The sequence below is a fragment of the Photobacterium japonica genome (genome assembly GCF_050337005.1).
GTDB lineage: Bacteria > Pseudomonadota > Gammaproteobacteria > Enterobacterales > Vibrionaceae > Photobacterium > Photobacterium japonica.
The window spans coordinates 40,153-58,011 of record NZ_JAKJSN010000037.1 but is presented as its reverse complement, the minus strand read 5'-3'; the positions used below and the strand labels follow the sequence as shown (position 1 = coordinate 58,011).

Here is a 17,859-nt window from a genome sequence, read left to right as displayed (position 1 = left end):
GTGAAGGGATAGCCGAGGAACGGCACAGTAGTAGACAAGATGTTTACTCGTCAGGATGACAAAGGACCACTTCAGGATGAAGTCAGGGACACCGCCAGGATGGACGATGAGAGTCAGGACAGGATGTGCTGATGGGTCAGGAAGGCCAAAGGAACACTTCAGGACGAAGTAAAAAAGGACAATGCTGACGGATACAGCAGTCAACGGAATGATGCAGGGAGCACCATAGTAGCGGGATTGCTGCATGTAAGACCTAAGGGCGCAACGAAAGTTGCGCCCGTTCTTTTATGGGCGCAATAGTATTTCTCAACACTTAGCCTGATAACGGCTGATGCCGACGTTCCCCCTTTGTGCGTCACGCCTTTCTTCAACGCCTTTCTTCAACGCCTGTCTCCAACAACATCTATCTCCAATAGCTATCTTCAACACCGATTTTCAAGGCCCCTATGCTCCACGTACTTAACGTCACGCGACGTATGCGGGTTTAGTCCGGCATGCGGTGGGGCGGAATATGCCAGCTCGCCGGCCTGAATCCTCGCATGATCACATGGCCTTGATAGGCATCGACCCCATCGGCAGAAAATTCAAACCAATATAAGGTATGCCAATACCAGCGGCCTTGTAGGTCACGCCACTGATGGGCGCCGCGTGCGGTATTGAGCAACTGTAAGCCCAATTGTTCGCAGCGCTGGTGGATAAAGGCTTGTGCCAACTCCGTTTGTCGGCGCTGTTGCCAGAAAAGGTAGCCGACAATGGCTAAAAGTAAAATGCCAAACAGGTTTTCCATGAGTGCGGTGTCTTCCTTGTTCATACGCGTGCCAAGGGTCGATTGGCACGCAGGATCATCAGGGGGATTAGTGGGTCTTGTGCGCGTGTTGTTGTAAGCGCTCAATCGCCGCCACTAACTCTGGGCTGGCTTGACCGTGCAGCACTTGCAGCATCAGCCCGCGTAACGCCGGTAGCATTACCAGATCGGCAAACAATTGATTAAACAATGCTTGATCTTGGGTTTGTGCCAGGCGTAATAAAAAGAGGCTGGCCATGTCGGTATCAGCCAATCCACTCCAACAGCGTCCGGCCACGGCAACCAGTACCTCTGGGTGACACAGTGTCGGCTCGGCAAAAACGTGCTTGAGCGTGTCGCGCAAAATCAATGGATCAGCCCCGGATAGCGCGCGCAGCAGGGCGGAAAGCAAAAACAAGTCCGGTGCATCGACACGGCACTCGTCGTTCAGACGTTCCACTAAACGTTGGGTTAAGGTGTCAGGCAACGTGCAGTGCTCAAGGCAACCTAACAGGGCGTATAGTGGCGTCAGGGGCAGGTTATTGAGTGCTTTACGCACTAAAGTCGTGTTATTGCCTTGCTTTAAGCGGGCACACACATCAGCCAATCCTTGTAGACCAATGCCTTGCCACTGCTCCCAGCCTAGATCCCCACTCAGGTAGTGCTGTGCATGCTCATAGTAGTGGCTGGCCGGCAGGTTCAATTGATGGCGCAACTGTGCGTGAAACATCGCCATCTTGTCGTCATTGGGCTTGAACGTGAAGGGGTTCTTGGCCAGTTTTTCCTGTTCTTCTTCCGTTGGCGTTCGGTTCAGGGTCGCGCCCATCGCTTCAATCACGTATTGAATGAAGCCCCCGACCGCGGCTTGTTTCAGTAAGCCACGTTCATCCAGCGGTAAACGTAAGAACCAGATCCACGGCGGCTGATCCGCTTGCCAAAACGCAATCGACAAGTGGGCATGTTGCTGTAGCGGGCATGGATACGGTTGACGGTTTTCTTCCACCGCTTTGAATTGGTCGATATCGATCGCGTTCACACGGCGACCCAGATCGTAAATGTGATAGTGGCAACCCGCGTTGTCTAGCAACTGGGTTAGCGTATGAAAGTTCTCCATGGGCAGTCTCTATGCTCCTTGTTAAGAGCCTCAGTATATAACGATCCTCCCACGTGAAGCCATGCCCGTGCATCAGCCTTGCTTGGGGGATAGCGAGCAAGGTGGTATGCTCCGTCGCCATTATCCAGTTGATCGATTACTGCCTAGAACAAGGGAAGCCGAGTGAACAGAAACCGTCATTGCCAGCAATTGTTGCTGCAACTTGAAGCCGTAATGCAAGCGCATGATTTATGGGAAACGACGTCCCCAGACCGTGCGGCATTACAGAGTGTCGAGCCGTTTGCTATCGACACCTTAACGTGTACGCAGTGGCTACAGTGGGTGTTTATTCCGAAATTGGGGCAATTGTTGCAAGCTCAGTTACCGTTGCCTGAGGCATTGGAAATTTCCCCTTATGTTGAAGAGGCAATGAAAGGCCTCGCGAGCAGCCAACCGTTAGTGATGGTAACGCGAGAAATTGATCAGCTGTTCAGTCACAAGCCGATTGAACTTGAAATACTCTATCGTGATGAGTATTTAGTCGCGGTGAACAAACCGGCGGGCATGTTAGTGCACCGTTCGTGGTTGGATAGCCATGAAACCGTGTTTGTGATGCAAACGCTGCGTGATCAAATCGGTCAGCATGTGTTTCCGCTTCACCGCCTTGATCGTCCTACATCTGGCGTGTTGCTGTTTGGGTTATCCAAAGAGATCGCCGCGCTGATGATGCCAAAATTTGCCGGTCGAGATATCAAGAAAACTTACCATGCGGTCGTGCGTGGTTGGGTGAAAGAAGCGGCAGTACTCGATTATCCGTTGAAACAAGAGTTGGATAAAATTGCGGATAAGCACGCCGATCAAGAGAAAGAGGCGCAACCCGCGGTGACCGCGTATGCCCCGATTGCCAAGGTTGAAACGAACATTCCGGTCGGGCGCTATGCGACCAGTCGTTATACCTTGGTTGAAATGCAGCCAGAAACGGGCCGTAAGCATCAGTTGCGTCGCCATATGCACCATTTGAGCCACCACATTATCGGTGATGTGAACCACGGTGATGGCCGCCATAATCGCATGTTCCGCGAGAACTTTGCGTGTCACCGTTTGATGTTGCATGCCTCTCGCTTGCAGTTGGCACACCCGATCACTGAAGCCGTTTTGGACATTCGTGCCTCGGTGGATGACACCTGGCAGCATGTGATGACGGCGTTTGAATGGGATGCCGCCTTACTGACGCCTGCAGAAGCGGAAAGCTGAGTCGGCGCTTGCTGTTGGGCGCGTTGATCGTCTACTGTAGATCGTAGGTATCTGTCATCAAGAGGGAATTGAAATGGCAAAAATCGGTATTTTTGTAGGCTCTGTTTACGGTGGCGCAGAAGATGTGGCGCATGCTGTAGCCAGTTATCTCAATGACGAAGGCCATGATGCGGCGGTGTTTGATATTCCTACGTCTGAGGAATTCTTGTCTTACCAAGATGAAACCGTGTTGGTGATCACCTCGACCACGGGGCAAGGGGAGATCCCTGATAATGCCTTGCCGATGTACCTCGCCTTGGAAGACACCTTGCCACAGGTGCCCACATTACGTTTTGGCGTCGTGGCCATGGGGGATTCCAGTTACGGGGAAGAACGCTATTGTGGTGCGGGTCGTCAATTTGAGAGCTTGTTACTGCAATTGCAGGCACGGCCCGTGGCGCCACGATTGGATGTGGATGCCTGCGTTAATTTTGATGCCCTCGATGTGGTTATGCCATGGGTACAAACGTGGGCGGCGAGCTAGCGTGTCACCATCAATCATCAGCGATTAATGACCAATAGTTAAACACATAAAAAAGGCGGGCCGTGTCAATGGGCCGCCTTTTTTTTGTGGTGACGATAGAGCCGCGATGAAAGGGCTTCGATCGCTACTTTTTCTCTAACCTGCTGATGAGTGCGTCACGCAACTGGGTTTGCTGCTCATCATTGAGTTGCTCGCCGTCTTGGTTTATCACAATGAAAAAGTCTTCTGCGCGTTCGCCAATGGTGGTGATTTTGGCGGCTTGCAAGCTGATTTTCTGTCGTGCAAACACAGAGCCGACCCGTGCCAGCAGGCCGGGCATGTCGAGCGCGACCAGCTCAATCATGGTTTTCTTGCCCGATTTAGTCGGTAAGAAGTCCACCCGCGTTTTGACGTTGAAATGCTGCAACTTGTGCGGTGGGCGCTTCTTCTTTCTGTCTGACTTCATGTGGGTCAGGGCATTCACCAGTGCGCGGCGTACCGTATTATGGCGGTTTTCGCTCAGGGCGTTACCGGTCGGGTCGAGCACCATGAAGGTATCTAACGCGTAACCGTCTTTGCTGGTCATGACCTGTGCGTCGTGCACGCTGAGGTTTTTCTTGTCCAGCTCAGAGACCACAATCGCAAACAGCTTGGTTTTGTCTTTGCAATAAACGAACACTTCGGTGCCGCCGCGGGTGGCTTTCTTACTCAGCAAGATCAGCGGCTTGTCATGATCGTCGTGATTGAGGATCGCTTCGGCATGCCACGCAATTTGTTTGTGGGTATGACGGAGGAAGTAATCGGCTTTAAACCGTTGCCAGAGCACTTCGATATCCCGCGGAGCAAAGCCTTCACTGCGCAGCAGGGCAGAGGCCATCTGCTGATTGTGGCGGATCCGTTCGCGCATATCCGGCGGGTTTTCCAGCCCGCGACGCAAGGCTTTTTGGGTGGAGTAGTACAGCTCTGCCAGTAAGGTGCGTTTCCAGCTGTTCCACAGATCTTGGTTGGTGGCGCAAATGTCGGCCACCGTCAGGCATATCAGGTGATCCAGACGTTCTTCATCGCGGACTTCTTTGGCAAACGCGGTGATCACTTCCGGATCATAAATATCACGGCGCTGCGCCGTCACCGACATGAGCAGGTGTTGATTGACCAGCCATTTGACCAAGTTGGCTTCTGGCTTAGACAAGCCATGCAGTAAACAGAAATCATAGGCATCGACACCACCGAGTTCGGAGTGATCCCCGCCGCGCCCTTTGGCGATATCATGGAAGATGGCGGCCAGTAACAAGATTTCTTTCTTGATCACGCGGGGATAAACTTCACAGCAAATCGGGTGGCGATCGCGATTATCGGGGTCAGCAAATTTGTTGAGGTTTTTGATCAGTCGTACCGTGTGTTCATCCACGGTATAGACATGAAACAAGTCAAACTGCATCTGGCCGACAATTTGGCTCCATTGCGGCAGGTAGGTCGACAGCACGCCGTGGCGATGCATGAGTCGGAATGCCCGCTGTAAACAATTTGGTTGGCGAACCAAGGCCATGAACTTGTCTCGCGCTTCCGGTATATCGACCAAAAAGCGATTCAAGCGACGGCGGGCCGTGCGCAGTTGGCGCAGCGTCGGTGCCGCGATGCCTTCAATGTCTGAATTGCGAGCAATATGCAGGAACATATCGAGGATGGTGTCGGGGCGGGCTTGGAACAACGCCGGTTTCGTCGCTTCGATCAGTCCTCCGCGCAATTGGAAATCCTCATCCAACATGACGGTGGTTTGCTCGGCACCTTTGTTGAGAATGGCCTCGTCAAACAGCTGCAGCAGCATTTTGTTTAATTCGGCCACGCGGCGCAGGGTGCGGTAGAAATCTTTCATCATCATTTCTACCGGGCGGTTACCTTCGCCCTGATACCCGAGCAATTCCGCCACCGAGGCTTGGTGGCCGAAGGTCAGGCGGTTGTCATAGCGGCGCAGTTCGCTGTGCAAGGCAAAGCGGATCCGCCACAGGGAATCCTGACACTCCACTAATTCACGGTATTCGGCATCGGTTAAAAAGCCAAAGCGGCTCATTTCCAGTAAGCTGGTGGCGCCGAAATGACGGCGGGCGATCCAACTGAGGGTATGGATATCCCGTAAGCCGCCCGGGCTGGATTTGATGTCCGGCTCGAGGTTATAAGTGGTGTCGTGATAGCGCGCATGGCGGGTTTTCTGCTCATCCATCTTGGCTTGGAAGAACACTTCGCTGGGCCAGAAACTGCCATCGTTCAGGCGTTCTTCTAGTTGCAAAAAGGTGTTGTGTTGACCGCATAGCCAGCGCGCTTCTTGCAAGTTGGTGGCCACGGTCAAATCGTTGGTGCCGATTTCAACGCATTGATCAAGGGTACGGACGCTGTGCCCGACATCCAGCTTGAGATCCCATAACAGCGTCAGAAAGGTGCTGATCTGTGTGCCGGTGGCATCATCGACAGGGTCGACGCTGAGTACCAGAATATCCACGTCAGAGAGTGGATGCAGTTCCCCTCGGCCATAGCCCCCGACCGAGACCAACGCCAGCGTGGGGTGTTGATCTAACCCGAAATGTTGCCATAGCTGTTCCAGCAAGTTATCCATGTAGTGCGCGCGTGCCTCCACCAATTGGGTGATCGGTTCGTGCGCTAAAAAGCCGGTTTGTTGTTGTTGGGTAAAGCGGGCTAATGCCTCACGCAGTTGCTCGGGAGCAAACGGATCGGTGAGGGGGGTGTCGGCGAGTGGGGTTGGTGTACTCATAGCTGTCCGTGCAGAATCAAAGATGCATGCACTAACCCTAACACGGTTCGGTGTAAGTCGCCTATTTAAGGCACAACATTCAAGGCAAAAAAAAAGCCGGCATCGTGGCCGGCTTCGTGATGCGTTGGGCGCAATGCCTTACGGCATGCTGCATTAGTTATTCATGATGCGTGGAATGGTGTCATCACTGCGCAGTGTTAGCACTTCACAACCGGTCTCGGTCACCACAAGCGTGTGTTCGTACTGAGCCGATTTTTTGCCATCTGCGGTGTAAACCGTCCAGTCATCCGCCATGTCGACCGTACAACCGAAACGACCTGCATTGATCATCGGTTCAATCGTGAAACACATACCTGCTTTTAGCTTGGTACGATCGCTGTTGCGGTAGTGCACCACTTGTGGCTCTTCGTGGAACTCAAAGCCAATACCGTGACCGCAGAAGTCTTTCACGATGGAGTACTTCTGCAGGGGGTTTTTCTTGTTGTTGGCTTTGATGTATTTTTCAATCGCGGTACCTATATCGCCCACGGTCGCGCCGGGTTTCACCTGACGCATGCCTTCATATAGCGCATCTTGTGTCACGCGGCACAGACGCTTGTCTGCTGGAGAGACGTCGCCCACGAAGAACATTTTAGAGGTATCGCCGTGGTAGCCTTCAGGACGCACGCTAAGATCGGCGCTTGGGTCGTTCGGGATGATCACGGTAATGTCGACATTCAGGATGTCGCCATCTTTAAGGACGCCCGGCTTCATCAGGCCGTTGCTGCCCATTTCATCTGCTTGAGCAGGAATACCGTGACAAACGATGTGGTTGATTGAGGTACAGATCGATTTCGGGAAGCCGTGATAATCAAGCGGTGCCGAGTATGCGCCTTTTTCTAGGGCATAATCATGACAAATTTGGTTCAGCTCATCCGTCGTCACACCCACTTGGATGTGCGGTTCAATCATTTCCAGCACCTCGGCTGCTAAACGACCCGCGGCGCGCATTTTTTCAATTTCTTCAGCCGTTTTGATCTTGATGCTCATTCAATCTTCTCTGCATTGACGGTTTTATCTTCCTTATATGGTAACAGTGAGGACGATAGATGGAAACCGAGTTTGATCGTCAGATAAAGATTTTGACTGGATTTTCACTCAGAAAATATGGTATAAAGCGCGCCGTAATTGGGTAATTGGATTTCGATTCAGTTATTCATATTACAACTAAACTTTTTATTAATTACTCACACATATCGGCACATCTTCCGGGGTGCTCGGCAATCTTTCGCAAGATTGTAACGTCAATGGCGTTCTTCGGGTCGGTTAAGATGGGATATGTGGACGCCTAACCCCATAGAGGATTATTCAATGGCAACTGTATCAATGCGCGACATGCTTCAGGCTGGTGTACACTTCGGTCACCAAACTCGTTACTGGAACCCAAAGATGAAGCCATTCATCTTCGGTGCTCGTAACCGTGTTCACATCATCAACCTTGAGCAAACTGTACCAATGTTCAACGAAGCGCTAGCTGAAATCAACAAGATTGCAGCTCGCAAAGGTAAAGTACTTTTCGTTGGTACTAAGCGTGCAGCCAGCGAATCTATCAAAGAAGCTGCAGTAAACTGTGACCAGTACTACGTAAACAACCGTTGGTTGGGTGGTATGCTGACTAACTGGAAAACTGTTCGCCAGTCAATCAAGCGTCTAAAAGACCTTGAAGTACAGTCTGCTGACGGTACTTTCGACAAGCTAACCAAGAAAGAAGCGCTTATGCGTACTCGTGAAATGGAAAAGCTTGAGAAGTCACTTGGCGGTATCAAGAACATGGCTGGTCTTCCAGACGCAATGTTCGTAATCGATGCTGATCACGAGCACATTGCAATTAAAGAAGCTAACAACCTGGGTATCCCAGTATTTGCAGTAGTAGATACTAACTCTAACCCAGACGGCGTTGACTTCGTTATCCCTGGTAACGACGATGCAATCCGTGCAATCAAGCTTTACACTGGTGCTGTAGCTCAGACTGTAACTGAAGCTCGTAACCAAGACATCGTTGCTCTAGCTGAGCAAGACGGTTTCGTAGAAGCTGAATAATAACCAGCTCCTTTGAGCTTCTTAAGTTACCTTGTGTAAACTAAGAATGGTTACCAGGGGCCGATCATGGCCCCTGATTTTTATACAAAGTATTCAAAACTGAGGATATAACAATGGCAACAGTTACAGCTGCCCTAGTTAAAGAACTGCGCGATCGTACTGGCGCAGGCATGATGGATTGTAAGAAAGCACTTGTTGAAGCGAATGCTGATATCGAGCTAGCAATCGAAAACATGCGTAAAAGCGGTGCTGCTAAGGCTGCTAAGAAAGCAGGTAACGTAGCAGCTGAAGGTACTATCATCATCAAGAACGCTGACGGTAAAGCAGCACTTGTTGAAGTAAACTGCCAGACTGACTTCGTTGCTAAAGACGGTAGCTTCCTTGCGTTCGCTAACGAAGTTGCTGACGCAGCACTTGCTAGCCAAGCTTCAGTTGAAGAACTTCAAGCTCAGTTTGAAGAGCAGCGTATCGCGCTTGTTGCTAAGATCGGTGAGAACATCTCTATCCGTCGCGTAGCATACATCGCGGGCGAGAAAGTGTCTGCTTACACGCACGGCGCACGTATCGCAGTAGTTGTTGCTGGTAACGGCGACGACGAAATGCTTAAGCACATTGCAATGCACGTAGCAGCTTCTAAGCCTGAGTACGTGAACCCAACTGACGTTCCTGCTGAAGTAGTAGCAAAAGAGCGTGAAGTTCAGGTTGAAATCGCAATGAACGAAGGCAAGCCTAAAGAAATCGCTGAAAAGATGGTTGAAGGCCGCATGAAGAAGTTCACTGGCGAAGTTTCTCTAACTGGCCAGGCATTCATCATGGAACCTAAGAAAACGGTTGCTGACGTTCTAAAAGAAAGCGGCGCATCAGTTTCTGACTTTATTCGTCTAGAAGTGGGTGAGGGCATCGAGAAGGTTGCTGCTCTAAGCTTCGCAGAAGAAGTAGCACTTGTGCAGAAAGGTTAATCCTTAGCGAATTGCTCTTAGAAGACCGTGGCCTAGGCTGCGGTCTTTTTACAACTCCATATCTTAAAGTAAGCCTGGAAGGTATCACTAATGACCACAAATCCTAAACCGACTTATCAACGTATTCTGCTTAAGCTCAGTGGGGAAGCACTGCAAGGCAGCGAAGGTTTTGGTATTGACGCACAAGTTCTTGACCGTATGGCTCAGGAAATCAAAGAACTGATTGAACTCGGTGTACAGGTTGGCCTGGTTATCGGTGGCGGTAACTTGTTCCGCGGTGCTGGCCTAGCAGAAGCAGGTATGAACCGAGTTGTGGGCGACCACATGGGTATGCTAGCAACCGTGATGAACGGCTTGGCAATGCGTGACGCACTACATCGTGCCTATGTGAACGCTCGAGTGATGTCTGCAATTCCGCTAAACGGCGTGTGTGATAACTACAACTGGGCCGATGCAATCAGCCAGTTGCGTCAAGGTCGTGTTGTGATTTTCTCTGCGGGTACCGGTAACCCATTCTTCACAACAGATTCAGCTGCGTGTCTACGCGGTATCGAAATCGAAGCCGACGTTGTCCTAAAAGCGACAAAAGTCGATGGCGTCTTCACAGAAGATCCAGTTAAAAACCCAGACGCGAAGCTTTATGATAAGCTTAGCTATCAAGATGTTCTTGAACAAGAACTGAAAGTGATGGATCTTGCGGCATTTACCTTGGCACGTGACCACGGTATGCCAATTCGCGTGTTCAACATGAACAAGCCTGGCTCGCTTCGCCGTGTGGTGATGGGTGAGCAAGAAGGCACGCTAATCGCGAATCACTAACGTTTAACCGTAGTGCCAGTCTTAGCTGGCGCTATATGGGATCACAGTCCCGCATTTACCGAATCATTAAGGGTATTTATCGTGATTGATGCAATCAAACAAGATGCGCAAGAGCGCATGGGCAAAAGCGTTGAGTCGCTAAAAAGTCAGCTAGCTAAAGTGCGCACAGGCCGTGCTCACCCAAGCCTACTTGATACTATCTACGTAGAATATTACGGCGCAAACACGCCGCTTAAGCAGCTAGCGAACGTTGTTGCTGAAGATTCTCGTACACTGGCTATCACAGTATTTGACCGTGAACTTACGCCAAAAATCGAAAAAGCGATCATGATGTCTGACTTGGGTCTAAACCCAATGTCAACCGGTACCGTTATTCGCGTACCATTGCCAGCGCTAACTGAAGAGCGTCGTCGTGATCTGGTTAAGATCGTACGTGCAGAAGCAGAGCAAGGCCGTGTTGCTATTCGTAACATTCGCCGTGACGCGAACGCCGACATCAAAGGTCTTCTAAAAGAGAAAGAAATCTCCGAAGATGACGATCGTCGTAGCCAAGATGAAATCCAGAAGCTAACTGATGCGGCTGTGAAGAACATCGATGCGATTCTTGAAGTCAAAGAAAAAGAGCTAATGGAAGTATAAGGTTCGCCTTAACTTGCTAAACGCTTAATGTGATTCAGGGCGCTGTGCGTACAGCACAGCGCTTTTTTTTTGAGGGAGAGGTATGGCAGATACAATCGATTCTGCACTTTGCGCGGACAGCTTACCTAAACATGTTGCCATTATTATGGATGGTAACGGTCGGTGGGCAAAAGCCAAGGGCAAGCCTCGAGTGTTTGGCCACAAAGCCGGTGTGGATGCCGTACGCAAGACCGTCTCAACGGCCAATCGCCTAGGGATTCAGGCAGTGACCTTGTTTGCGTTCAGTAGCGAAAACTGGCGTCGCCCTGAAGATGAAGTGTCTTTGCTGATGGAACTCTTCATGACAGTATTAAGTCGTGAAGTGAAGCGTCTACATAAAAACAATATCCGTTTGCGCATTATTGGCGACACCGAACGTTTCAGTGACCGCTTACAACAAAAAATTGCGGATGCGGAAGCGTTAACGGCGAACAATACCGGTATGGTGCTGAATGTGGCAGCGAACTATGGCGGACAGTGGGATATCCTACAGGCCACCAAACGCCTCGCCATACAAGTGGCTGAGCAAGGCTTGACAGCATCCGATATTACGGAAGACATGCTGGCAGCAGGCTTAACCACCGCCGATTTACCGGATGTGGATTTGTTGATCCGCACCAGTGGCGAATGCCGGATCAGTAACTTCATGCTATGGCAGACTGCCTATGCGGAGTTGTATTTCACTGAACAGCATTGGCCGGATTTCGACGAAGCCAGTTTTGCCCAAGCTGTCGCCTGGTTTGTGAACCGTGAACGCCGATTTGGCTGTACGGGCGAGCAAATTCAAGCGTTATTAGAACATTAATACCCAGTATGCCATGGCATAATGGGTATCTTTATTTGGGGCATCTGACTTAGGTCTTGATGCCTTTTTTGCTGTTTGCCTGGAATGGCAACACTCTGGTTAGCACTGAGCGTCTAACCAGCAACAGAAGAAAAATCGAGAGGACGCAGTTTGCTTAAGCAACGTATTATCACCGCAGTCATCCTCGCTCCCTTAGTTATTGCAGGAATCTTCTTTTTACCTTTTCCTGCCTTCATTGCGGCGTTAGCGGCAATCACCCTGATTGGGTTTTGGGAGTGGACACAATTTGTTGAAACGAAATCACGCGTTGTGGCGATGATTGTTCCTGTTATCAGCTTAGGGGCCTCGCTCTGCTTCATGCCGACCGATCCACAGGCGTTATCCGCATTAACCTCGTCACACCAAGGCATGCTCCTTATCGGTGGCGTGTGGTGGCTGGTAGCCTCCGCATTGGCCATTACCTATCCGCGCAGTGCGGTTGGGTGGTCAGGGATCTCCTCTTTAAAATACCTGTTCGGTTTACTGACCCTCCTGCCTTTCTTTTGGAGCATCTTGATGCTTCGCGCGGTAAATTACCTTGAAACCCCTTACCATGGTGCCAAATTGGTGCTGTTGGTCTGTTTGCTCGTCTGGGCGGCGGATACAGGGGCGTATTTCTCGGGTAAGCGATTTGGTAAGCACAAAATGGCCCCCGCGGTGAGCCCAAACAAAACCATTGAAGGGTTAGTGGGTGGCGCATTGTTGGCGATTGTTGTGACGTGGGGCGGTGCTGCACTGATGGACATTCCGTTTGCGAGCGTGGGCAGTTTACTGTTTATTGCCGTCGTGACCGTGGTGGCGTCAGTTTTGGGTGATTTGGTTGAAAGCATGTTCAAACGTGTTTCTGGGATCAAAGACAGTAGTCAGATCCTGCCAGGTCACGGTGGAGTGCTTGATCGTATTGATAGCCTGACGGCTGCCCTGCCTGTGTTTGCCCTTCTGTATTTGTGGTTGGTGTAATCCCTCTTTGCTTTTCTTGTGCCTTGCCGGTGCCCAATCACGATTGATAGGCAATAAACCGGCAAGGTTGCCATGCTTAAATGGCCTGACAAAACATTCTAGTGTTAAGTGATAGTATGCGTAAGTTAACGATTCTTGGTGCAACAGGTTCTATCGGGAGCAGCACGCTGGCCGTCGCCGCTCAGAGCCCTGATTTGTTTGACGTGGTCGCATTAGCGGCAGGCAGCAATAGCCAAAAAATGTTTGAGCTGTGCCAGCAATGGCAGCCAAAGTACGCCGCGATGGCGTCAGAGCAGGCCGCCCAAGAATTGGCCGCGCTGCTAAAGCAACACCAGATCGCAACGGAAGTGCTGGCCGGTGATGCTGGCATGTGCCACGTGGCAGCGTTGGACGAAGTGGACACCGTGATGGCGGCGATTGTCGGCGCGGCGGGGTTGTTGCCGACCATGGCTGCGGTAAAAGCGGGCAAACGCATTTTGCTGGCAAACAAAGAAGCCTTGGTCATGTCAGGCCAAATGTTCATTGATGCGTGCCGTCAATACGGGGCAGAACTGCTACCGGTGGACAGTGAGCACAACGCGATTTTCCAAAGCCTACCTGCTGATGTACAGCGTCAGATGGGTTACTGTGATTTAGCCGGTGCAGGCGTGAGCAAAATTTTGCTGACCGGCTCAGGCGGTCCGTTCCGTTATACCGATGTGGCTGAGTTGGCGGCTGTGACGCCAGCGATGGCGATTGCTCACCCGAACTGGTCGATGGGGCCGAAAATTTCTGTCGATTCCGCCACCATGATGAACAAAGGCCTGGAGTACATTGAAGCGCGCTGGCTGTTCAATGCCGCGCGTGAGCAGATGGATGTGATCATCCACCCGCAATCGGTGATCCACTCCATGGTGCAGTACAAAGATGGATCCGTGATTGCCCAAATGGGCTTGCCGGACATGCGCACCCCTATCGCCTGTGCGATGGCCTATCCTGACAGGGTAGACGCGGGTGTCGCGCCCTTAGATTTTAGTCAGATTGGTGAGTTTACCTTCCTTAAGCCTGACTTTAGCCGCTACCCATGCCTTAAATTAGCCATGGATGCTTGTTATAGTGGACAAGCGGCGACAACCACGTTGAATGCTGCGAATGAAGTCGCGGTAGCGGCATTTTTAGAGCACCGTTTGGGCTTTACTGACATCGCGCGCATTAATAGCGACGTGTTAGCGACAGCAGTCCTGACGGAGCCAACGGACTTGGCCTGCGTGCTAGAGCTTGACCGCTTGGCGCGTATTGCGGCTCAAGCCTTGATTCAAAAGGTAACGCTATGATGGGAATATTGTGGAACCTTGGCGCCTTTTTGCTGGCGTTGGGTGTGTTGATTGCCGTGCATGAATATGGCCACTTTTGGGTTGCGCGCCGTTGTGGCGTGTTTGTCGAAAAGTTTTCGATCGGCTTTGGTAAAGCGTTATGGCGCAAAGTCGGTAAAGATGGCACAGAATATACGCTTGCGATGATCCCGCTTGGCGGCTACGTCAAGATGTTGGATGAACGTGTCGAGGCGGTGCCAGAAGCGCGCCGTCACATGGCGTTTAACAATAAAAAACTGTGGCAGCGTAGTGCCATTGTTGCGGCGGGGCCATTGGCGAACTTCCTGTTTGCCATTTTTGCTTACTGGGTGGTCTTCCTGATTGGCTTGCCAGCGGTGAAGCCCGTGATTGGCGAAGTGGCGCCCCAATCGATTGCGGCAGACGCAGGAATTGTCTCGGGGATGGAACTAAAATCCATATCGGGACTCAAAACTGCAGATTGGGAATCGGTCAATATGGCCATGATTTCCCATATTGGTGATGCGAGTATGTCGTTGACAGCTCGCGACCCACAAAGCGGTATGGTGGTCGATCGCACGTTGGATTTGACCCATTGGTCGTATGATCCAGAGAGTGAGCGAGTACTGACCACCTTGGGGATCACCCCGTTTTACCCGAAATTTACGCTAATCATTTCACAACTTGTGGAAGATGGAGCAGCAATTCACGCGGGATTACGGTTAAATGACAAAATTGTGGCTGTGGACGACCAACCGGTCACGACCTGGCAGCAAGTGGTGGATCGTGTTCGTTCACACCCTGAGCAAACATTGACCATGACCGTGAAGCGCGGTGAGGAGACAGTCTCACTGCCATTGACGCCAGCGGCGAAAACCCTCGACAATGGTGATGTCATTGGTTATGCAGGTTTTGCTTCAGCCCGCGACCCGTGGCCAGAAGCAAACCTGATCCACATGCAATATGGCCCAATAGAGGCCATAGGCAAAGCGTCTGAGCGCACGTGGCAGTTAGTGACCATTACGTTTGATATGGTCACCAAACTGTTCACTGGCGATGTGGCGTTGAAAAACTTGAGCGGCCCTATTTCCATTGCTAAAGGGGCAGGGATGACGGCCGATATTGGTTTATTGTCGTTCCTCGGCTTTTTGGCCCTTATCAGTGTGAATTTGGGTATTGTGAATTTATTACCGCTTCCTGTGCTGGACGGTGGACATTTGATGTTCTTCGCCATCGAAGCAGTAACACGTCGTCCTGTTTCTGAACGCGTTCAGGAAATGGGCTATAGAGTGGGTTCAGCCATTTTGGTTGCGTTAATGGCCGTCGCGCTATTCAATGATTTTACCCGCTTTTAAATAAGAGCGTTTTAGCAAGGAATAATCAGAACAGTAATGGCGATGAAGAAACTGTTGATCGCATCACTGCTTTTCGGAAGCAGCGTTGCGCAGAGTGCGGATCAATTTGTGGTGGAAGATATCCGCTTTGACGGCCTACAGCGTGTGACGCTGGGGGCAGCATTGTTAAAAATGCCCGTCCGAGTGGGTGACACAATTGATGATCGCGATGTCTCCGAATTGATCCAGTCGTTATTTGCGTCGGGCAACTTTGAAGATATCAAGGTATATCGTGACGGCACGACCTTAGTGGTGTCCGTGCAAGAACGCCCAACGATTGCCAACATTACCTTCTCTGGTAACAAGGCTATCAAGGAAGAGCAGCTCAAAGAAAATCTCGATGCCTCCCGCGTTCGTGTGGGGGAATCTCTCGATCGTACCACCCTGAGCAAGATTGAAAAAGGGTTGGAAGATTTCTACTATAGCGTCGGTAAGTACAATGCCTCGGTACAAGCAGTGGTCACGCCATTGCCACGTAACCGTGCGGATTTGAAGTTTGTCTTTACCGAAGGGGTGTCTGCGGAAATTCAGCAAATCAACTTTGTGGGGAACACTGTGTTCACCGACGAAGAGTTGCTGGACAAGTTTAATCTGCAAGATGATTTGCCGTGGTGGAACTTCTTTGGTGAAAGAAAATACCAGAAGCAAGTCTTGGCGGGTGACCTCGAAACCTTGCGCTCGATGTACCTTAATAACGGTTACCTGAAATACCGTCTTGATGCGACGCAAGTGGCGATCTCTCCGGATAAAAAAGGCGTGTACATTACCCTGAAGGTGAATGAAGGCGAGCAGTACAACGTTGAAAACGTTCAGCTGCGCGGCGACCTGCTGGGTAAAGATGCTGAGCTAGACAGCTTGGTGGCGATCGACACCGGTGATGTTTACAACGGTGCTGAAGTCACGGCGTTGGAAGAGTCCCTTAAGCGTAAGCTGGGTGAGATGGGCTATGCCTATCCGCAGGTGAATACTTTGCCGGACTTCGATGACGAGAGCCAACAAGTCACCTTGATTGTGAACGTTGAACCGGGTAAGCGCATTTACGTGCGTGATATTGGCTTCTCAGGCAACACGTCCACCAAAGATGAAGTGTTGCGCCGTGAAATGCGTCAGATGGAAGGCAGTTGGCTGAACTCGCGCACCGTCGAGCAGGGTAAAGAACGTTTGAACCGTACCGGTTTCTTTGAAACCGTTGACGTGCAGACCGTTCGTGTACCGGGCAGTGATGACGAAGTTGATCTGAAATACACGGTCAAAGAAGCCAACGCCGGTAACGTTAACTTTGGCGTGGGCTATGGTACGGAATCAGGGATCAGCTTCCAGGCCGGTATCTTGCAGGATAACTTTTTAGGAACCGGTAACCGTTTCGGCATCAATGCCATGATCAACGATTACCAGAAAAACCTGAGCTTGGAATACCGTGACCCGTATTTCACCATTGATGGGATCAGTCTGGGCGGTAAGGTGTACTACAACGAGTTTGAAGCCTCTGATGCGAATATCTCGGACTACACCAACCAAAGCTATGGTGCCAGTCTAACGTGGGGTTTCCCGTTTGATGAACTGAACTTCTTTGAATTCGGTTTGGGTTACGACCACAACAAGATCTCGAATACGCAAGAGTATTACCAGATCGAAAAATTCAAAGCGATCCACGGCTTTAACCGTGGTGATAACGCGATTGAACTGGATGACTTAAACTGGTCGATTTCTTGGACCCGTAATAACCTGAACCGTGGCTACTTCCCAACCGCCGGTAACCACCAACGTGCGTCATTCCGTATGACGATCCCGGGGTCGGATGCCCAGTTCTTCAAAGCGCAGTACGATGTGCGTCAGTACTTCCCGATCACCGAGAAGCATGACTACACCTTATTGCTCCGTGGCCGTTTAGGTTACGGGAACGGTTATGGCACCACCGATAACGGCAGCGATCAGTTGCTACCGTTCTACGAGAACTACTATGCGGGTGGTTTCTCTACCTTGCGTGGTTTCCGTTCTAACACGGTCGGTCCAAAAGCGGTTTACCTGGACTACACCAACGGTGGTAATAACCCAGAATTGATCGGAACCGACGATGCAGCCGGCGGTAACGCCGTGGCATTGGCCAGTATGGAATTGATTGTTCCAACGCCATTTGCATCGGAAGAAATCCGTAACCAAATTCGTACCAGTTTCTTTGTGGATGCCGGTACGGTGTGGGATACAGAATACGACTTGAGTGAATCTGAAGGTAAATACCTTCATGACTATTCTGATCCGTCTTTGATTCGAGCGTCTTATGGTGCCGCGTTACAGTGGATGTCACCGATGGGGCCTTTGGTGTTCTCGGTAGCGAAACCGATCAAGAAATACGAAGGCGATGATGAAGAGTTCTTTACCTTCACTATCGGTCGAACATTCTAAAAAATTTAAGGAGATA

General features: G+C 50.9%; 16 protein-coding genes. 11 read left to right on the top strand and 5 right to left on the bottom strand.

From position 1 onward, the window contains the following. From L4C36_RS15175 to L4C36_RS15165, 3 genes are all read right to left on the bottom strand, one after another. On the bottom strand, positions 1-246 hold a 246-nt coding region (locus tag L4C36_RS15175; protein WP_428478645.1), incomplete at its 3' end, for a hypothetical protein. Between the two features lie 238 nt (positions 247-484). Beyond that, the gene (locus L4C36_RS15170; RefSeq protein ID WP_428478648.1) at positions 485-787 is read right to left on the bottom strand and encodes a DUF3301 domain-containing protein; all 303 of its coding nucleotides are present in this window, start codon (positions 785-787) and stop codon (positions 485-487) included. Positions 788-854: 67 nt separating this feature from the next. Continuing rightward, the gene (locus tag L4C36_RS15165; protein WP_428478644.1) at positions 855-1,898 is read right to left on the bottom strand and encodes a DUF3549 family protein; all 1,044 of its coding nucleotides are present in this window, start codon (positions 1,896-1,898) and stop codon (positions 855-857) included. A 162-nt stretch (positions 1,899-2,060) separates the two neighbouring features. On the opposite strand from L4C36_RS15165, the gene truC reads away from it, so the two are divergent. Together truC and L4C36_RS15155 are read left to right on the top strand one after the other, a co-directional pair. After that, entirely contained in the window at positions 2,061-3,131 is a 1,071-nt protein-coding gene (gene truC, locus L4C36_RS15160) for a tRNA pseudouridine(65) synthase TruC (RefSeq protein ID WP_428478643.1), read from the top strand. A 73-nt stretch (positions 3,132-3,204) separates the two neighbouring features. Beyond that, a complete protein-coding gene (locus L4C36_RS15155; RefSeq protein ID WP_428478642.1) occupies positions 3,205-3,654 on the top strand; it encodes a flavodoxin in 450 nt (149 codons plus the stop codon). A gap of 124 nt (positions 3,655-3,778) precedes the next feature. On the opposite strand, the gene glnD is transcribed toward L4C36_RS15155, so the two are convergent. Then, entirely contained in the window at positions 3,779-6,397 is a 2,619-nt protein-coding gene (gene glnD, locus L4C36_RS15150; protein WP_428478641.1) for a bifunctional uridylyltransferase/uridylyl-removing protein GlnD, read from the bottom strand. Positions 6,398-6,550: 153 nt separating this feature from the next. Beyond that, a complete protein-coding gene (gene map, locus L4C36_RS15145; protein WP_428478640.1) occupies positions 6,551-7,426 on the bottom strand; it encodes a type I methionyl aminopeptidase in 876 nt (291 codons plus the stop codon). 321 nt (positions 7,427-7,747) lie between these two features. On the opposite strand from map, the gene rpsB reads away from it, so the two are divergent. The 9 genes from rpsB (at position 7,748) to bamA (ending at position 17,843) form a co-directional block, all read left to right on the top strand. Beyond that, on the top strand, positions 7,748-8,476 hold the full coding sequence (gene rpsB / locus L4C36_RS15140; protein ID WP_428478639.1) for a 30S ribosomal protein S2: 729 nt from the start codon (positions 7,748-7,750) through the stop codon (positions 8,474-8,476). Between the two features lie 113 nt (positions 8,477-8,589). Continuing rightward, on the top strand, positions 8,590-9,435 hold the full coding sequence (tsf, locus tag L4C36_RS15135) for a translation elongation factor Ts (RefSeq protein WP_428478638.1): 846 nt from the start codon (positions 8,590-8,592) through the stop codon (positions 9,433-9,435). 90 nt (positions 9,436-9,525) lie between these two features. Then, entirely contained in the window at positions 9,526-10,254 is a 729-nt protein-coding gene (gene pyrH / locus L4C36_RS15130) for a UMP kinase (RefSeq protein ID WP_428478637.1), read from the top strand. 81 nt (positions 10,255-10,335) lie between these two features. Further along, a complete protein-coding gene (frr, locus tag L4C36_RS15125) occupies positions 10,336-10,893 on the top strand; it encodes a ribosome recycling factor (RefSeq protein ID WP_428478636.1) in 558 nt (185 codons plus the stop codon). A gap of 82 nt (positions 10,894-10,975) precedes the next feature. Then, positions 10,976-11,737, top strand: a complete 762-nt coding sequence (gene uppS / locus L4C36_RS15120; protein ID WP_428478635.1) for an undecaprenyl pyrophosphate synthase — start codon at positions 10,976-10,978, stop codon at positions 11,735-11,737. 150 nt (positions 11,738-11,887) lie between these two features. After that, positions 11,888-12,736, top strand: a complete 849-nt coding sequence (locus tag L4C36_RS15115; protein ID WP_428478634.1) for a phosphatidate cytidylyltransferase — start codon at positions 11,888-11,890, stop codon at positions 12,734-12,736. A gap of 116 nt (positions 12,737-12,852) precedes the next feature. Next, entirely contained in the window at positions 12,853-14,049 is a 1,197-nt protein-coding gene (gene ispC / locus L4C36_RS15110; RefSeq protein ID WP_428478633.1) for a 1-deoxy-D-xylulose-5-phosphate reductoisomerase, read from the top strand. Continuing rightward, positions 14,046-15,401, top strand: a complete 1,356-nt coding sequence (gene rseP, locus L4C36_RS15105; RefSeq protein WP_428478632.1) for a sigma E protease regulator RseP — start codon at positions 14,046-14,048, stop codon at positions 15,399-15,401. The genes ispC and rseP overlap by 4 nt, the downstream gene beginning before the upstream one ends. Positions 15,402-15,437: 36 nt before the next feature. After that, complete coding sequence (gene bamA / locus L4C36_RS15100) at positions 15,438-17,843, top strand: outer membrane protein assembly factor BamA (protein ID WP_428478631.1); 2,406 nt, start codon at positions 15,438-15,440, stop codon at positions 17,841-17,843. The last annotated feature ends 16 nt before the right edge of the window (positions 17,844-17,859 follow it).

Coding starts and splice junctions, on each gene's coding strand:
- L4C36_RS15170 (WP_428478648.1), bottom strand. CDS start 787: ATGGAAAACCTGTTTGGCATTTTACTTTTAGCCATTGTCGGCTACCTT.
- L4C36_RS15165 (WP_428478644.1), bottom strand. CDS start 1,898: ATGGAGAACTTTCATACGCTAACCCAGTTGCTAGACAACGCGGGTTGC.
- L4C36_RS15155 (WP_428478642.1), top strand. CDS start 3,205: ATGGCAAAAATCGGTATTTTTGTAGGCTCTGTTTACGGTGGCGCAGAA.
- glnD (WP_428478641.1), bottom strand. CDS start 6,397: ATGAGTACACCAACCCCACTCGCCGACACCCCCCTCACCGATCCGTTT.
- map (WP_428478640.1), bottom strand. CDS start 7,426: ATGAGCATCAAGATCAAAACGGCTGAAGAAATTGAAAAAATGCGCGCC.
- rpsB (WP_428478639.1), top strand. CDS start 7,748: ATGGCAACTGTATCAATGCGCGACATGCTTCAGGCTGGTGTACACTTC.
- tsf (WP_428478638.1), top strand. CDS start 8,590: ATGGCAACAGTTACAGCTGCCCTAGTTAAAGAACTGCGCGATCGTACT.
- pyrH (WP_428478637.1), top strand. CDS start 9,526: ATGACCACAAATCCTAAACCGACTTATCAACGTATTCTGCTTAAGCTC.
- uppS (WP_428478635.1), top strand. CDS start 10,976: ATGGCAGATACAATCGATTCTGCACTTTGCGCGGACAGCTTACCTAAA.
- ispC (WP_428478633.1), top strand. CDS start 12,853: ATGCGTAAGTTAACGATTCTTGGTGCAACAGGTTCTATCGGGAGCAGC.
- rseP (WP_428478632.1), top strand. CDS start 14,046: ATGATGGGAATATTGTGGAACCTTGGCGCCTTTTTGCTGGCGTTGGGT.
- bamA (WP_428478631.1), top strand. CDS start 15,438: ATGGCGATGAAGAAACTGTTGATCGCATCACTGCTTTTCGGAAGCAGC.